Below are 16,065 nucleotides of genomic sequence, written 5' to 3' on the forward strand. Positions count from 1 at the left end.
CACAATTGATGATTAAGTATTTACATTCAAACAGAACACTATTGATAAATGAATCGAAATAATCACATAATAGCCATGATAAAAAATCATAGGTAAATAGATGAATCGAACCCTTCCCTCAACCAAAACCTTGCTCGCGTTCTTATCCACCGCAAGGCACCTCAATTTTACTCGAGCGGCACATGAACTTAATGTCACGCAAGGAGCAGTGAGCCGTCAGGTACTGTCGTTTGAAGAAAGTCTTGGCTGTGATCTCTTCTATCGGCATGCTCGCGGGTTGTCGTTAACGCCCAAAGGGGAGGAATTGGTCCCTCTCATTCAAGGGACAATTCAACAACTGCAATCAGCTCTCAATCAAATTGCCACTTCACCCTCTAAGATCAAACTCAACGCGCCAAGTTGTATTACTTCTTGGTTGTTACCTAAGTTAATGTCGTTTCAACAGGCTTACCCCGAGATAGATGTTGAGCTTACATCGACCATCAAGCACGTTTTCGAGCCAAGCTTTGACCCATTTGATGCGGTGATTACCTATGGCAAGAAACCCAACCAACAATCGATTGTTAGCCAACTACTGTTCAACGAGCAACTCGCCCCCATCTGCCAAGCACAGAGTATTGTGCCGAGTCATCGGATAAACAGCACTTCGACTGTTATCAAGCCACACAAACTTGCTCAGTACACTTGGTTACACGCCAACAATGAGCAGAGTGATTGGCGACTTTGGTTGGAGCATATCGGGAGCCTCGACCTTTCAAGCAAGAACAACCAACAATTTGCCACGCTCGATCAAGCCATGAATGCGGCCATTCAAGGGTTTGGGATTGCCATAGGCGATATCACACTCGCTCAGCAAGATATCGATTTGGGCCGATTGGTGAAAGTGAGTGAAGACAGTGTCTTTTCCGGAAATGGTTACTTTTTAATTCAACCAAAGAATCGTCAGAATGCGTCCCTGTCGACTTTAGTAGATTGGCTCGTTGATAAATGAGCAAGAGATAGAGAACACCTAAGATAGTCTGAAAAGTAAAGGCTATTTAGAAGACACCAAGAAGTTCATTCATCGCTATCAAACAGCGCCGATGAATTGATTGGCCGATAAAAATAATTAGTTTTGCAGCCAATTGCCTTGGGCTATTTAGCATCGGAGTAATTTTAGTTAGACTGTTTGCAACTCAACTAACTGGATATTCAGTGCCACATGAAACAAATTCTTGATTTCATACCCCTCATCATTTTCTTTGCACTTTATAAGATGTACGACATCTATACAGCGACTGGTGCTTTGATCGTTGCATCTGCTGTTCAAATTGTTTTGACGTACTTGATCTACAAGAAAGTAGAGAAAATGCAGATCATCACTTTTCTAATGGTTGCCGTATTTGGTGGCATGACTATCTTCTTGCACGACGACAACTTCATTAAATGGAAAGTAACCATCGTTTATGCGCTGTTCGCTATCGGTCTGACAGTCAGCCACCTTATGGGTAAATCTGCTATTAAAGGTATGTTAGGTAAAGAGATCACACTGCCTGAGCCTGTATGGGGCAAGATCAACTGGGCTTGGACTCTGTTCTTCACTTTGTGTGCGATCCTCAATGTTTACGTTGCCTTCAACCTGCCGTTGGATATTTGGGTTAACTTCAAGGTGTTTGGTCTGCTCATCGCGACCTTGTTGTTCACATTACTGACAGGTGTATATATTTATAAGCATTTACCAAAAGATCAGCATTTGCCAAAAGACCAGTAGAAAGAGCTAACGGATAAAAATACCGACGAGAAGTAACTCTAAGGGATGAGTCCTCATTCCCTTTTTGATACAATTCTTATCAATATTCTATTAACAGTGGCCAATGATACTCGTGATCATTGGCCACTGGCTTTTTTGTGTTGCGGAAACTGGTCAAAATAAAGCCTATTATTTAATGAAAACCTCACTAAATTAGCAATCATCTGGTTTCTTGTTGTTCATTGCACTCATTTGCCAATGTGCTTAACCAGTCAACACATCAATTTTTATTTAAGATAATCAATACCACCAAGAGTACGACAATGACTATTCAATCAACTTTGAACCCGATTGGTTCTTTACTTCTTCGCACATTAGCGATGCCTTCTGATACAAATGCAGCAGGCCAGATTTTCGGTGGTTGGATAATGTCTCAACTGGATCTGGCTGGCGGCATACTGGCGAAAGAGATCTCAAACGGAAAAATAGTCACCGTGTCAGTATCAAGCATCGAATTCAAACAGCCAGTTTCGGTTGGCGATGTCGTGTGTGTTTATGGTGACTGCACTAAGATTGGTCGTAGCTCTATGAATATCGACCTAGAAGTATGGGTTAAGCCTGTCCTTGATCACGGCATCGGTGACCGTTACAAAGTATGTGGCGCGACCTTTAACTACGTGGCTGTTGATGAAAGTGGCAAGCCTCGCGCTATCAACAAATAATACCTTTTATTAAGAGAGTTATGTCGATGGTCTTTAGTTTGTATAAATGAAATTGCTAAAGACCATCAACTCTCTCGCACCAATTCACAATTTCTTATCATTAGCCCTTCCAATACCAATTAGTTCGCGTAAATTAGCAAGATAGCGAATATAAACACCCCAATTTAGTGAAGTAAAATAAGGATATCTCAATATGTGGTACGTGATTTTTTCTCAAGACGTCGAAAATTCATTAGAAAAACGCCTAAGTGTTCGCCCACAACATCTAGAACGCCTACAAACACTTCACGATGAAGGCCGACTGTTAACAGCAGGTCCAATGCCAGCGATTGACTCAGATAACCCTGGCGAAGCGGGCTTCACAGGTTCAACTGTAATTGCCGAATTTAACTCTTTGGAAGATGCTCAAGCATGGGCAGACGCTGACCCGTACATTGATGCTGGCGTTTACCAAAATGTGATTGTAAAACCATTCAAGAAAGTATTTTAACGTGAAAAAATGGATTATTGGCTCACTGGCTTTAGCTCTACTTGCAGGCTGTGCTTCAAGTGAGCAAGACGAACAAAGACAGCTAGAGATGATGGCGCAGCACCGAGCTGGCGTTTTATCTGCTGGTCTGCCGATTGAGTATGGCCCACTGTCGGTCATGCGTGTGCTAGCAAAAAACACCGTGATTGAGATCATGATGATTTACAACCAAGATGCTAAAGGTGCAAAACCTTTAAACCAAGTTGTAGATATGAGTGTGAACAGCTACTGCACCAGCTCTGAAGTGAGAGCAAACCTCGATATGGGCTTGGCTTACAACATCAAGATTCGTAACACACGCGGACAATTGATGGTTGAGAAGCTGATCAGCAAAAATACCTGTCAGAGCAGCAGTTAGATTCGAGATTTAAACAAGCATAAAACCAGAAGGCCTAGCATTTGCGAGGCCTTTTTTGTGGTTCATCGTGGATTAGCGGGTCAATCAAATCTTAGGCCGAACTATGCCTCAGCTGATTCCCACTCTTTACGCAGTGTCTTCGTCGCCGATACAAGGTTGGCCAAGGCGGCTTCTGTCTCAGCCCAGTTACGCGTCTTCAGTCCGCAGTCAGGGTTTGCCCATAAACGTTCAACCGGAATTCTCTTTGCCGCTTTCTTAAGTAAATCAATAATCCACTCTTCTGAAGGGATGTTTGGCGAGTGAATATCGTAAACACCCGGGCCTATCGCATTCGGATAGTTAAACTCTTCAAACGCTTTCAATAGTTCCATATTTGAACGAGAGGTTTCAATGGTAATCACATCGGCGTCTAATGCGGCCACTGAATCAATGATTTCGTTGAACTCGCTGTAGCACATGTGAGTATGAATTTGCGTCTCTGGTTTAGCACTCGCGGCCGAGATCTTAAAGGCATCGACGGCCCATTCTAAATATTCTGCGTGGTCACGTTTTTTCAATGGTAAACCTTCACGAATCGCTGGTTCATCAATCTGAATAATATTGATTCCTGCATCTTGTAGGTCAGACACTTCATCACGCAGCGCAAATGCCAATTGATTAGTGATCTCTTTGCGTGAGATGTCTTCACGTGGGAATGTCCAACATAAGATAGTGACAGGGCCTGTCAGCATCCCTTTCATCTGCTTCGAGGTCAGAGATTGGGCATAGGTCGACCATTCCACCGTCATCGGTTTCTCACGTTCTATATCCGCGACTACAATCGCTGGTTTCACGCAGCGAGAGCCATAACTCTGCACCCAACCAAATTTAGTGGTTTGAAAGCCTGCTAGATTTTCAGCAAAGTACTCCACCATATCATTACGTTCAGCTTCGCCATGAACCAGTACATCTAAATCTAAGGCTTCTTGACGCTTAACGGCATCCGCAATATGGCCTTTCAGTGCAGTGTTATATTCCGCTTCACTCAGTTTTCCGGTGCGGTAAGCACTACGCTGTACACGGATCTCTCCGGTTTGTGGGAACGAACCAATGGTTGTAGTTGGCAATAACGGTAAACCCAGCACCTCAGATTGGTGTGAAGCGCGTTCTGCATAAGGAGCACTACGCTCCGCTAGCGCTTTGGTAATAGTGTTAATACGAGCTTGAACTTGCGGCTTGTTCACATGAGTCGCGCTCTTGCGCGCAACAATCGGTTGGCTATACGTCTCACACGCTAAAATGGCATTTTGATCGCCGTCAAGCGCAGCACCCAATAAGCTAACTTCCGTGACTTTCTGTTTCGCGAAAGCAAACCAACTCTTCACTTCTTCGCTGAGTGTATCCTCTAACTCAAGGTCAACCGGGCTGTGCAGCAATGAACATGAACTTGCGACCCAAAGCTTATCGCCTAATTTCTCTTTCACAGGTTGTAGTTTTTCTAGCTGAGCGGCTAAGTCTGCTCGCCAAACATTGCGTCCATTGATTGCACCTGCAGAAAGCACCCAATCTTCAGGTAGCTTAGTCACCACTTCATCGAGTTGTTGCGGAGCGGCAGCCAAATCGATATGTAAACCGTTGACGGGCAGTTCCACGATTTTATCTAACGTGTCAGTCACCGAATCAAAGTAGGTGGTAAGTAATAACTTCACATCGCCTTGAATCACTTGATATGCCAACTTGAATGACTCTACCCATGGCTTTTCAAGTTCCAAAGAAAGGATTGGTTCATCGATTTGAACCCACTCAACGCCCAACTTAGCGAGTTTTGCCAGAATAGTTTGATAAGCAGTAAGCAGACGCGGGAGCAAGGTTAAGCGGTCAAAACCCTCTTCAACTTCTTTGCCGAGATATAAGTAAGACAGCGGGCCGAGAAGAACTGGCTTCACCTTATGCCCCGCTTTAATCGCTTCACTCACTTCATCAAACAGTTGTGGCCAGCTCACTTCAAACGAATCGTCCTTACTGAATTCAGGCACAATGTAATGGTAATTAGTGTTGAACCATTTGGTCATGTCAGACGCCGCAGCACCATCTTTAGCGCTTTCTGAGCCATGTTTCCCGCCACAACAAGTTGGCTGCTTTTGAGATTGTATTTGAGTTTGAGATTGCCCGCGACCAACGCGGAACAAGGTATCTAAGTCTGGGAAGGCTTTTTCGTCTTCGCTACCACCAGCGTGTCGCTTAGGTACATGACCTAGAAGTAACGTCGTTGTTAGAACATGGTCGTACCATGCGAAGTCACCCGCAGTTGCAAAGCTTAGATTCGCCTCAGCTTGTACATTCCAGTTACGATTTCTCAATTCGCTGCCGAGCTGCTTGAGCTCAGATTGATCAATCTCACCGCGCCAATACTTCTCTAATGTGAATTTAAGTTCGCGTTTTTCACCGATACGTGGGTAGCCAAGAATATGCGTTGTTGTAGTCATGAACCTGTTCCTTATTCAATAATTATTAGTATCTGTTCAGATGGCCTATCGTGATTTTCACCCTCACAAAAAGGCGTCTGGATGGCTAAACTATCTACCCAATCTGAATAATGAACAACGTCCAAATATTCATCTTGTTTATTAAAAATATTCATATTGAATAAACCAAAGATGAGGCCCTTAAATCCATCTGGACATCTAGACGTTTACAAATAATAAAAAAACCCGTAGGGTGATCATTAAGAAATATTGAATTGGCTTAGGGAATATGAGGAATACTCATGATAGAGCTTAAACATCTTCGAACATTGACCACCTTGAGAGACAGCGGCTCACTGACAGCAACGGCAACCTCTCTTCATCTGACGCAATCGGCGCTTTCTCACCAATTGAAAGACCTTGAGGCTCGTATTGGCGGTCAGCTTTTCCTGCGCAAAACTAGGCCAGTAAAATTCACCTCTGAAGGTGAGATTCTGCTTAAGCTCGCCGATGAGATACAACCAAGAATTGCTAAAGCAGAAAACGAACTCGCAAGCCTAAAAGAGGATGTGAATGGTCGTTTGCACATGGCGATCGAATGTCACTCATGCTTCCAATGGTTAATGCCCGCTTTGAAGGAATACCAAGTGGCTTGGCCAAGCGTAACGCTCGATTTTTCATCAGGCTTTGGTTTTGAACCGCTACCCGCATTAATGGCGGGCGAGCTAGACTTGGTGATCACCTCAGACATTCAGCCCCGTTCAGAGGTTCACTATGAACCACTCTTTGATTTCGAGATGCGTTTGATCACGGCTATTAATTCACCTTTAGCAGAGAAGCCAAGCATCGACCCACAAGATCTTAGTAATGTGACAATGCTTTCCTATCCCGTTCAGAAGCAACGTCTCGATGTAGTGAAACACTTTTTGCAACCTGCAGGTGTAGAGCCGAATAAATGGAAACAGGCAGATAACACATTAATGTTGGTGCAAATGGTATCAGCTGGTCTAGGGGTCGCAGCCCTACCAAACTGGGCGATCAGTGAATTTTTAAGACAAGGTTTAATCGCTAGTAAACCATTGGGCGACGGCTTATCGCGACGACTATTTGCTGCGGTAAGAAACTCAGAAAAAGACAAACGCTATCTACAAGCTTTCTTTAGCACAGCAAGACAGCAAAGTAAGAGTCACCTTGATGGTATTGAAGTCGTTTAAGATCGATACATGATGATGTGATACAAGCCAGCACTATAAGAAAGAAACAAAAAAAGTCACAGGTTCGTTCTGTGACTTTTAAATGGTGTCGATTCATAAGCTAATTTATGACTTATCTCGAATAAGACTTAAACTGGTTAGTCAGTGGATCGTATTGATAGCCAAGCATATCCAACTTACCCACAACACTTTCAGTATCCATTTCATACATACTGATCAGCTCTTCAAAGCTATCGCACTCTAAACGAAGTTTCTCATTCACAATTCCAAGCAAAATAATGCTATCCAGACTTTTGACGTTGCTTAAATCCATCCCGTACTCCTTACGAACATACCGACTAAAGTTAAGTTTAGAACGCTTACCAAGGTCACGCTAAAAAATAGATCACACTTCTTAAATCAGATGAATGGTTACAATGCACAAAGTTACAGTGCCCAAACTGGCGTTAAACCAACAGCTGCCGCTAATAACATCAACAATGAAACCGTAAGCTGAAGCTTTTCAGGTGTCTTAACGAACAGTAAATGCCAACACCAAATCACGATGGAAGAGATAAGCAAAGCAAAGCTAAACAACAAGGTTGAAATAACAGGTTCTAGTTGCGCTTCAGACAGTGAATAAACGTTGATCACGGTCGCCAATACCACTAGCATGCCACTTAATACGCCCACAACAGGCAGAACGCGGTGAAATGCTTGTAAGCGCGTTCTTGCGATAGTCAGCAGTAAATGTCCGAAAGAAGCACCCAGTAAAGCCACCTGCACCACAGTCGTAATAATACCAACTGGATTTACCTGTTCGCTTGCTTGGATAGCAACGTATGACAGCGCCAAACCACACGCAAGATACATCACCCAGACAGGGCCTGAGTCACGTGTCTTCTTAGTTTGAACTTGAGAATAGAAGTAAAAGATAGCGAATACGATCAGAAACGCTTCAATTCTCAATGAAGCAACAGCAAGCCAAAGCACGCCAATCGCAGGTAACATCTTGTGAATACGGCCACGTTGTCCCGGGCAAATATCCCCTTTTACCAAGATGAGGGTTAAGATCAGTTGGGCTCCCAATAGCATCGGAGCAAATTGTACTAATAATGATTCGACCATTATGGATCTACTTATTCAGACTTATTTTCGCGAATAATATCAAAAACTGCTGCGAACACTAATCAAAATAACAAATTAGCCACTCTACTTAACGCTTCAACTATGCTGGGGTGTAGCTCTTGTGTCTTATTTCACCAAAATGACTAAAGACACTAGAATTAACAAGGGCATGTTCTACTGGCTACTCTAGTCTCATGCCGCTATAATTCCCGCCTCAAAAATCAGAGGTTGAAATATGTACAGCAATATCACTCCTATTCACGAACACAAAAAATACTGGGCCGAGTGCTACGGAACCGCACCCTTTTTGCCTACCAGTAGAAAGGAGATGGATGCTCTTGGATGGGATAGCTGTGACATAATTATTGTAACGGGCGACGCTTATGTCGATCACCCAAGCTTTGGTATGGCTATCATTGGCCGTTTGCTTGAAGCTCAAGGCTTCCGCGTGGGCATTATTGCCCAACCTAAGTGGGACAGTAAAGATGCCTTCATGGAACTGGGTAGACCTAACCTATTCTTCGGCATCACAGCGGGTAACATGGACTCCATGATCAACCGCTACACCTCTGATCGCAAATTACGTCACGATGATGCTTACACGCCAAACAACGAAGGTGGCAAGCGTCCTGACCGTGCAACTCTGGTTTACTCTCAACGCTGCCGTGAAGCTTATAAAGGCACGCCAATCGTGCTTGGTGGTATCGAAGCAAGTTTACGCCGAGTTGCACACTACGATTACTGGTCAGATAAAGTCCGTCGCTCTGTACTGTTTGATGCAAAAGCTGACATTCTTCTTTTTGGCAACGCTGAGCGTGCGCTAGTTGAAGTAGCACACCGCATTGCTGACGGCGAAGACATGTCTACGCTGACTAATATTCGTGGTACTGCAATCAATATTGCAGCAGCCCCTGAAGGCTTCAAAATCATCGACTCTTCTCGTATCGAAAAGCCGAACAAAGCTTACGTGCCCGTGAACCCGTACGAAGTGGAAACGCAATGTGATACCAAGAAAGACGAAAAAGTGGAAGAAGTAAAGGCACAACCCATTGCCATTCGCCCTTCTCGTCACGATGCAAAAACAACTGCTGTTCGTATCCCTGCATTCGAAAAGCTAAACAACGACCGTATTCTCTACGCTCACGCTAGCCGTATTTTACACCTAGAAACAAACCCGTATTCAGGTCGTGCTTTGATTCAACGTCACGGAGACCGTGAACTTTGGGTTAACCAAGCACCAATTCCATTGACCACAGAAGAGATGGATTACGTATTTGGCCTTGCTTACAAACGTGTTCCTCACCCTATGTACGGCAAAGCGAAGATTCCTGCTTACGACATGATCAAAACCTCTGTGAACATCATGCGTGGTTGTTTTGGGGGTTGTTCTTTCTGTTCAATCACAGAGCACGAAGGTCGTATCATTCAGAACCGTTCGAAAGAATCTATCTTGGATGAAATCGAAGACATTAAAGATAAAGTACCTGGCTTTACCGGTACTATTTCTGACTTGGGTGGCCCAACAGCAAACATGTACCGTTTAGGCTGTTCAGACCCGAAAGCGGAAATTAACTGTCGTCGCCCATCATGTGTTTTCCCGAAAATCTGTGAGAAGCTAAACACAGACCACCAGCACACGATTGACCTTTACCGCTCAGCGAGAAAAGTTCCGGGCATTAAGAAAGTAATGGTCGCATCAGGCGTTCGTTATGACCTTGCGATTGAATCTCCAGAATACGTACGTGAACTTGTAACGCATCACGTAGGTGGTTACTTGAAGATTGCTCCAGAGCATACTGAAAAAGGCCCTCTGGATCTGATGATGAAACCGGGCATGGGCACTTACGATCGTTTCAAAGAGATGTTCGAGAAGTACAGCGCTGAAGCCGGTAAGAAACAGTATCTAATTCCTTACTTCATCTCGGCTCACCCGGGCACAGAAGATGAAGACATGCTTAACCTTGCGTTGTGGCTGAAAAAGCACAACTACGAGTGTGACCAAGTACAGAACTTCTACCCATCGCCAATGTGTAATGCAACGTCGATGTACTACTCAGAGACTAACCCTCTGAAGCGTGTGAAATATAAAAAACGTGAAGATGTGCCTGTGCCTAAAGGTGACCGTCAACGTCGTCTGCATAAAGCATTGCTTCGTTACCACGATCCAGAGAACTGGAAGATCATCCGCGAAGCGCTAATCGATATGGGTAAGAAGCACCTTATCGGTGACAAGCCGGGCTGTTTGATTCCGGAAGAAGACTTTGATACGCAAACACCGGCACAACGTCGTAAATCTGGTCGTCACGGCTCACAACGTTTTGCAACTAAGCACAGTAAAGCTCAACCGGGTCTTGGCGGCGAAAGCCCACGTAACCATTCTAAGCCTGGTGGCAATAAGCCTAAACCGGGTGGTAAGAAGCCAACAGGTAGCCAAAACAACGGCAATCAGGGCAACGGAAAACAGAACGGTAATGATAATAAACCAGCGACTGGCTTCATCAAAAAAGCCCCTGGTAGCCAGCAATCGCAAGGCAATAGCAGCGGAAATAGCAAGCCAAACCGCAGTAAAGCGGGCAATGGTCAAGGTGGTAAACCTGCGAGTAACGGCAAGAATCGCCAACGCGCAACACAGCGTTAATATAGCTATAGCGACTTCATTTACTTGGTTATCATATTAATAAAAAGCGCAGCTATTTAGCTGCGCTTTTTTGTATCTTGAAACATGACGACATTATCTTAAGTACCACCAACTATGACCGCTGCCATTGATTAGGGTAATGGATAATATTGTGGAAAATGGCTTTTTCTTGCCCTGTATTTTTATAACCATGACGCTGTTCTGCATTAAAACGAACGGCTTGTCCCGAGCTTAACTCATGCCAACTATCATCAAAGAAAACCGCCATTTGACCTGAAATACACAAAATATGCTCCGTCACACCGGCACTATGAGGTTCAGAGAAATGTTGATAGTTTTCTGCCAACCTAAGCTCATACAATTCGAAGCCTACAGATGGCTCAAAAGGGAACACAACACTTACCGAGAAACCGTCCTTCAAACTTTCGTCGCGTAATATATTCGCATCTCGGAACAAGCTCACCAGTTCGTTGTTTGAAGAAGGCAAAATCAAACTTGAGAATGACACATTAAACCCAGTCGCTATTTGCCATAGTTTTGCGACCGTTGGACTAGACTCACCACGCTCAATCTGACCAAGCATAGCTTTGCTTACCCCAGTCGCTTTCGCGGTCGCATCGAGGCTCCATCCTTTTTCTTTACGAATCCGCTTTAGATTTTGGCTTACCTGCAATTCGGTTTTCACGTTCAAGTTATTTTGTACACTTAAAGCTTCTCCTGCATTCGAAACTTCATCTGCTTTCAAACGACCTTCGGCATTCAGGCTACCCATTACATTCAAGCGGTCTTCTGTATTCACGTTTTTCGACATGTTTTCGTTCATCTACCTATTTGAGTTTGCTCGTATATTAAATTGTTACGAATAGCTATTACGAACAAGTTTATACAAATAGCACTTGTGCGCTATAACGCACAAGTGCTAAGTTACTCCTATGTATGTTATAACGCACAACGAGAGTGGTGAATATGGATCAAGTTAAGTTTTCTCACATCAGTACTGGTTTCATTGCAGTATTTATCGGTTATGCGAGTGCGGCGGCGATCATTTTCCAAGCTGCTAGCAGTGCTGGCGCGAATCAAGAGCAAATTGCATCTTGGTTTTGGGCACTTGGAATAGGTATGGGCATGTCAACTCTTCTACTGTCATGGCGATATAAGCAACCGATTGTGACGGCTTGGTCTACACCGGGTGCGGCTTTACTCATCTCATCGCTGGATGGACTCACCGTAGAACAAGCCGTCGCGATCTTCCTATTTAGTTCGCTCCTCATCACCATTACAGGTCTAACAGGGGTTTTTGAAACACTTCTTAAGCGAATACCTACGTCAATCGCCTCTGCAATGTTAGCTGGTGTGTTGTGGATGTTTGGCATCGGAATGTTTTCTTCTATGTCTCAAGAAGCTGTCATCATCAGCACTATGCTAGCCGCTTATATTCTCGCTAAACCTAGGTTTGGGAATCTTTTGATACCTTTTATTCTACTACTCGCAGCCATGATGAGTGGCATCGCGGGAAAGTTGGATTTATCGAATGTGAACTTAACGCTGACTCAACCTATGTTCATCACACCCGATTTTGACTGGTCATCTTTATTGAGTGTAGGGATTCCCCTATTTATTGTGACAATGGCATCCCAGAACTTACCGGGTTTCGCCGTATTAAAAGCCAATGGTTATAACCCACCAGCATCTCGAATTATAACCACAACAGGCGTTACCGGTTTATTGCTTGCGCCATTTGGCGGTTTTGCTTTTAATTTGTCGGCACTGACAGGGGCAATATGTATGAGCCCAAACGCGGATCCGAACCCGAAGAGCCGCTACAAAGCGGCTTTAGCTGTAGGCGGTTTCTATTTATTGGCAGGAGTATTCGGAACAACCTTTGTCTCTCTGTTTTCGTCTGTTCCTCAATCCATCATCGTAGCTATCGCTGGGCTAGCTTTGCTACCGACATTGGCTAACAGCTTAACAACCGCACTTTCGGATGAAACACATAGAGAAGCGGCGTTATTCACTTTTTTACTGACCGCATCTGGGATTAACTTTGCCGGAGTCGCCAGCGCATTTTGGGGGCTTTGTTTAGGTTTAATTTGCTATACAATCAAAAACTGGCAGTTAGAAGTCGCTAAAACAAAACAAACCCAGCCCAAACGGGCAAACACAGGAAAATAGCAGAGTCAAAGCTACCGTTCTCCTCGCTTAGCAATCACCTTAAATGGAAGGCAAGTCATTGGATGGCTTGCCTTCCATTTACTTGTCTAACGAGTAAATACCCAATATTGACTGAACAGGTAGTTAGTCACCATACCAACCAAGGTGCCGACGGCCATTGCGATAAATACAACCCCAGTAATCGGGGGAAGCAGACCCGTCATTAGTTTGAAGCACAGTATATTAGGTACTGCAGATATCGATGCCGAAAACATGAATTTTTGCCACTGAATCAATTTTTCAGACCAATTACCCTGCCCTCTAAACCCAAAAGTAAGCACGCGATTACCAAACCATGTGGTCGTTGCAGCGGCAATGAAAGAACCAATTCGTGCAATCATTAGGGGTACTCCAAAGACGTAATGCAGCAATGCAAACACAGAGCAATCAACAACAAACCCACCAACCCCAACCACAGCAAATCGAACCACCTTGTGGTGAGAGCGTAACCTCTGACTGTGCGTTTGAAGCTTGTTGTTGAACATTCGTAACCCCGAGTTAACGCTGAACATCGCTGCCACTTTGAATGTGACTCAACGATAGATTTGGCTTGATGCTTGAGCTATGACAGCTGAATAAAGCACGCTTTATTTTCACCGTTGGCTCTAGAATACACGTTAATGCGTTCTCTTTAATCTTGGTTTCCACTTCAGATCTTTTACCAATCAGATAGAACTTATCAATGCCATCTAGCTGCTCGATATCGAGAAGTCTTTTCGCTTGACCATGACTGTAAAATTGCCCAGAGAATGGTCGTTTACCCACGTAAAAGCTTGGCGAAGAATCCGTAATCTGTTCGAAAATAATACGGTCACTTTTCTCGTCCGCCTTGCCGAGATTCAGGTAGACCATCGCAATCATTAGCAACACAGGTAGAACCAAAGCCACGATCGAGAACCACTTCTTATCTTTTTCCACTACGAGTATAGCAATCAACAAGCCAAGGGCCGGAATACCTGGTAGGACGTAAGCTGGGAGAATATTGCCCGCCATAGTGAAAAGAATCAGAGGTGAAATCAACCAACAGACAAGAAATAAAAACAAGCCGCGATTTTCAGTATTAATTTCTGCAATTTTCTTACGTCGAGCAAATGCCAATATAGGTAATACAATCGACCACGGCGCAGCCGCTTGAAGCCAAAACAGCCAGATCATACCTCTTGCTTGGTCATGGGCAGAACCATATAAATCGCCCTCCCAGCCACTCACAACAAAACGCTTAAAGTGCTCGCCAACAATAAAATAATCAATAAAGCCCGGTGTTGCCATTTCAGCCATGATGTACCAAGGCAAAGCAATCGCTAGGATCAAACCTAAGCCAGACAACAATGGAAAGCGTTGCCAAAGCACTTTGAAAGCGCCAAAGAAGCCATGTTGTAATACTAACCAAGGGAAAACTGCGATACCCATGATCACAATCGCTACTGGCCCTTTTGCAAGCAAGCCTAGTGCTAAACCAATGAAACCGACGTAGCCCCAAGATCTATTAGCCTTCGCACTGCCTTCACCTTTCCAACCCTCTCCTCCTAGCCAACACAAGTAGAAGCCTAACATGGCAATGGTCATCGCTAACGTTAACGCCATGTCGGTCATCACAGCACCCGCCGCAATAGAAAAAACCCCACATGTCGCCAATACCACCGACGCCACCAACGCACTTTGCCCGGTGCGCTTCGCCATGTAAGCGGTTAACAAAATCGTCGCTACTCCCGCTAACCAGTGAGGTGCACGAACAGCAAATTCACTCAAACCAAACAACTCAATACCGACAGCACTCATCCATGTAAACAATGGTGGCTTGCCCCAAAAAGGAATGCCGTAATCGAACTGAGGGGTTAACCAATTGCCGGTTTCTACCATCAAGCGAGCCATTTCACCGTAGCGCGCTTCCGTAGTATCCATTAAAGGGTACGTCGCTAGAGATAAGAGCCTTAGAACCAACGCAAAAGCCAACAAATACCATAGGTGTGTTCGGTTCAGGCTCATGCTGACTCCTCTAATTTGAAATGTGTTTTTAATGCTGGTGTATCGACCACCGATTGGATCAAATACAGAGGGCGATTCTTGGTTTCGATGAAAATACGACCTATGTACTCACCCATTAAGCCAATACTCAGAAGTTGAATACCGCCAAGTGCAAGTTGCACGACCATCATTGACGGATAGCCCGTGATAGGCTCGCCAAACATAATGGTTTTGAATACGATGAAGACGCCATACACAAAAGCAGTAAGCGCCACTAAACCACCAACGGCCGTCGCAATGCGCAGAGGTCGGATAGAGAACGAGGTAATCCCATCCATCGCCAAACCGATTAACTTGAGGTAGTTCCACTTGGTCTCACCACAGAAGCGAGCATCACGCTTAAATTGGAGCGTCGCTTGTCGGAAACCCGGCCATGAAAAAATGCCTTTCATGTAGCGGTTACGTTCTGGAAGCTGATTGATATGGTCGACAACCTCTCGGCTCAACAGCCGAAAATCACCCACATTCTCAGGAACATCAATCTTCGCAGCCACGTTCATGACTTTGTAAAAGCTTGCCGCTGAAAACTTCTTAAACCACGTTTCACCATCACGCTGGCTGCGCTGCATATTGACGACGTCATAACCTTCACGCCACTTGGCAATCATTTGCGGGATAAGCTCAGGTGGGTCTTGTAAGTCAGCGTCTAGCAAGATCACTGCCTGTCCTCGACAATGCTCTAGGCCAGCACTCATCGCAGACTCTTTACCAAAGTTACGGCTTAAACCAATCACCGAGATTGAACTATTGATCGAAGTGAATGAACTCACCAAATCCAAGCTGTTGTCTTTGCTGCCATCGTCGACATAAACAATCTCGCTCGTAATCGGTAAGCTATCGAGAACCTTAGTAAGGCGAGAGTGAAACTCTTCCAACACCTCTCGTTCATCATAAAAAGGCACAATGATAGACAAAGAGACCGCAGGGTTAATCTGCGATGTAGGTATCTTAGGGCGGCTAATATGAAGTTCAGACATAATACGTTCTTCTATTTTTTAATCTGAACCCAATCTACCCTCCCATAAGTGAAAGTTATGTTATTGACATATTTTTCACGCTCAATCAGGATAATGTTACCGTCTATTTGT

15 protein-coding genes are annotated in these 16,065 nt (G+C 44.5%); 8 read left to right on the plus strand and 7 right to left on the minus strand.

The features are described 5' to 3' along the window. The first annotated feature begins 100 nt into the window (after positions 1 to 100). From OCV24_RS08795 to OCV24_RS08815, 5 genes are all read left to right on the plus strand, one after another. Positions 101 to 991, plus strand: a complete 891-nt coding sequence (locus tag OCV24_RS08795; RefSeq protein WP_017055097.1) for a LysR substrate-binding domain-containing protein — start codon at positions 101 to 103, stop codon at positions 989 to 991. 210 nt (positions 992 to 1,201) lie between these two features. Then, on the plus strand, positions 1,202 to 1,750 hold the full coding sequence (locus OCV24_RS08800) for a septation protein A (protein WP_102507493.1): 549 nt from the start codon (positions 1,202 to 1,204) through the stop codon (positions 1,748 to 1,750). Positions 1,751 to 2,052: 302 nt separating this feature from the next. Beyond that, a complete protein-coding gene (gene yciA, locus OCV24_RS08805; RefSeq protein WP_017055095.1) occupies positions 2,053 to 2,451 on the plus strand; it encodes an acyl-CoA thioester hydrolase YciA in 399 nt (132 codons plus the stop codon). A 193-nt stretch (positions 2,452 to 2,644) separates the two neighbouring features. Then, on the plus strand, positions 2,645 to 2,941 hold the full coding sequence (locus tag OCV24_RS08810; protein WP_004741234.1) for a YciI family protein: 297 nt from the start codon (positions 2,645 to 2,647) through the stop codon (positions 2,939 to 2,941). Between the two features lies 1 nt (position 2,942). Further along, the gene (locus OCV24_RS08815) at positions 2,943 to 3,338 is read left to right on the plus strand and encodes a GspS/AspS pilotin family protein (protein ID WP_150877898.1); all 396 of its coding nucleotides are present in this window, start codon (positions 2,943 to 2,945) and stop codon (positions 3,336 to 3,338) included. Between the two features lie 101 nt (positions 3,339 to 3,439). Here OCV24_RS08815 and metE read toward each other — a convergent pair whose 3' ends face one another. Continuing rightward, a complete protein-coding gene (gene metE, locus OCV24_RS08820; protein WP_150877896.1) occupies positions 3,440 to 5,803 on the minus strand; it encodes a 5-methyltetrahydropteroyltriglutamate--homocysteine S-methyltransferase in 2,364 nt (787 codons plus the stop codon). A 281-nt stretch (positions 5,804 to 6,084) separates the two neighbouring features. Here metE and OCV24_RS08825 point away from each other — a divergent pair, with 281 nt between their 5' ends. Next, positions 6,085 to 6,996, plus strand: a complete 912-nt coding sequence (locus tag OCV24_RS08825) for a LysR substrate-binding domain-containing protein (protein WP_150877894.1) — start codon at positions 6,085 to 6,087, stop codon at positions 6,994 to 6,996. 112 nt (positions 6,997 to 7,108) lie between these two features. Here the strand turns inward: OCV24_RS08825 and OCV24_RS08830 are convergent, their stop codons facing one another. After that, positions 7,109 to 7,309: a DUF4250 domain-containing protein gene (locus tag OCV24_RS08830; RefSeq protein WP_017055091.1), complete on the minus strand. Its 201-nt coding sequence runs from the start codon at positions 7,307 to 7,309 to the stop codon at positions 7,109 to 7,111. Between the two features lie 113 nt (positions 7,310 to 7,422). Continuing rightward, a complete protein-coding gene (locus OCV24_RS08835) occupies positions 7,423 to 8,103 on the minus strand; it encodes a hypothetical protein (protein ID WP_102507496.1) in 681 nt (226 codons plus the stop codon). Positions 8,104 to 8,431: 328 nt separating this feature from the next. Here OCV24_RS08835 and OCV24_RS08840 point away from each other — a divergent pair, with 328 nt between their 5' ends. Continuing rightward, entirely contained in the window at positions 8,432 to 10,741 is a 2,310-nt protein-coding gene (locus tag OCV24_RS08840) for a YgiQ family radical SAM protein (RefSeq protein ID WP_244291722.1), read from the plus strand. Positions 10,742 to 10,853: 112 nt separating this feature from the next. Here the strand turns inward: OCV24_RS08840 and OCV24_RS08845 are convergent, their stop codons facing one another. Continuing rightward, positions 10,854 to 11,564 carry a helix-turn-helix domain-containing protein gene (locus OCV24_RS08845; RefSeq protein ID WP_010437972.1) on the minus strand — a complete coding sequence of 237 codons (711 nt, stop codon included), beginning with the start codon at positions 11,562 to 11,564 and terminating at the stop codon, positions 10,854 to 10,856. A 143-nt stretch (positions 11,565 to 11,707) separates the two neighbouring features. On the opposite strand from OCV24_RS08845, the gene OCV24_RS08850 reads away from it, so the two are divergent. Next, entirely contained in the window at positions 11,708 to 12,913 is a 1,206-nt protein-coding gene (locus OCV24_RS08850) for a benzoate/H(+) symporter BenE family transporter (RefSeq protein ID WP_010437969.1), read from the plus strand. 86 nt (positions 12,914 to 12,999) lie between these two features. Here the strand turns inward: OCV24_RS08850 and OCV24_RS08855 are convergent, their stop codons facing one another. From OCV24_RS08855 to OCV24_RS08865, 3 genes are read right to left on the minus strand one after another with little or no spacing between them, the layout of a single operon-like run. Continuing rightward, positions 13,000 to 13,464 (minus strand): GtrA family protein, encoded by a 465-nt coding sequence (locus tag OCV24_RS08855; RefSeq protein ID WP_150877890.1) that lies wholly within the window; start codon positions 13,462 to 13,464, stop codon positions 13,000 to 13,002. After that, on the minus strand, positions 13,451 to 14,938 hold the full coding sequence (locus OCV24_RS08860; RefSeq protein ID WP_150877888.1) for an ArnT family glycosyltransferase: 1,488 nt from the start codon (positions 14,936 to 14,938) through the stop codon (positions 13,451 to 13,453). Before OCV24_RS08860 ends, OCV24_RS08855 begins: the two co-directional genes overlap by 14 nt. Further along, positions 14,935 to 15,954 (minus strand): glycosyltransferase family 2 protein, encoded by a 1,020-nt coding sequence (locus tag OCV24_RS08865; protein ID WP_150877886.1) that lies wholly within the window; start codon positions 15,952 to 15,954, stop codon positions 14,935 to 14,937. Before OCV24_RS08865 ends, OCV24_RS08860 begins: the two co-directional genes overlap by 4 nt. Positions 15,955 to 16,065 lie beyond the last annotated feature (111 nt).

This window comes from Vibrio kanaloae, from assembly GCF_024347535.1.
In the GTDB taxonomy this organism is placed as follows: domain Bacteria; phylum Pseudomonadota; class Gammaproteobacteria; order Enterobacterales; family Vibrionaceae; genus Vibrio; species Vibrio kanaloae.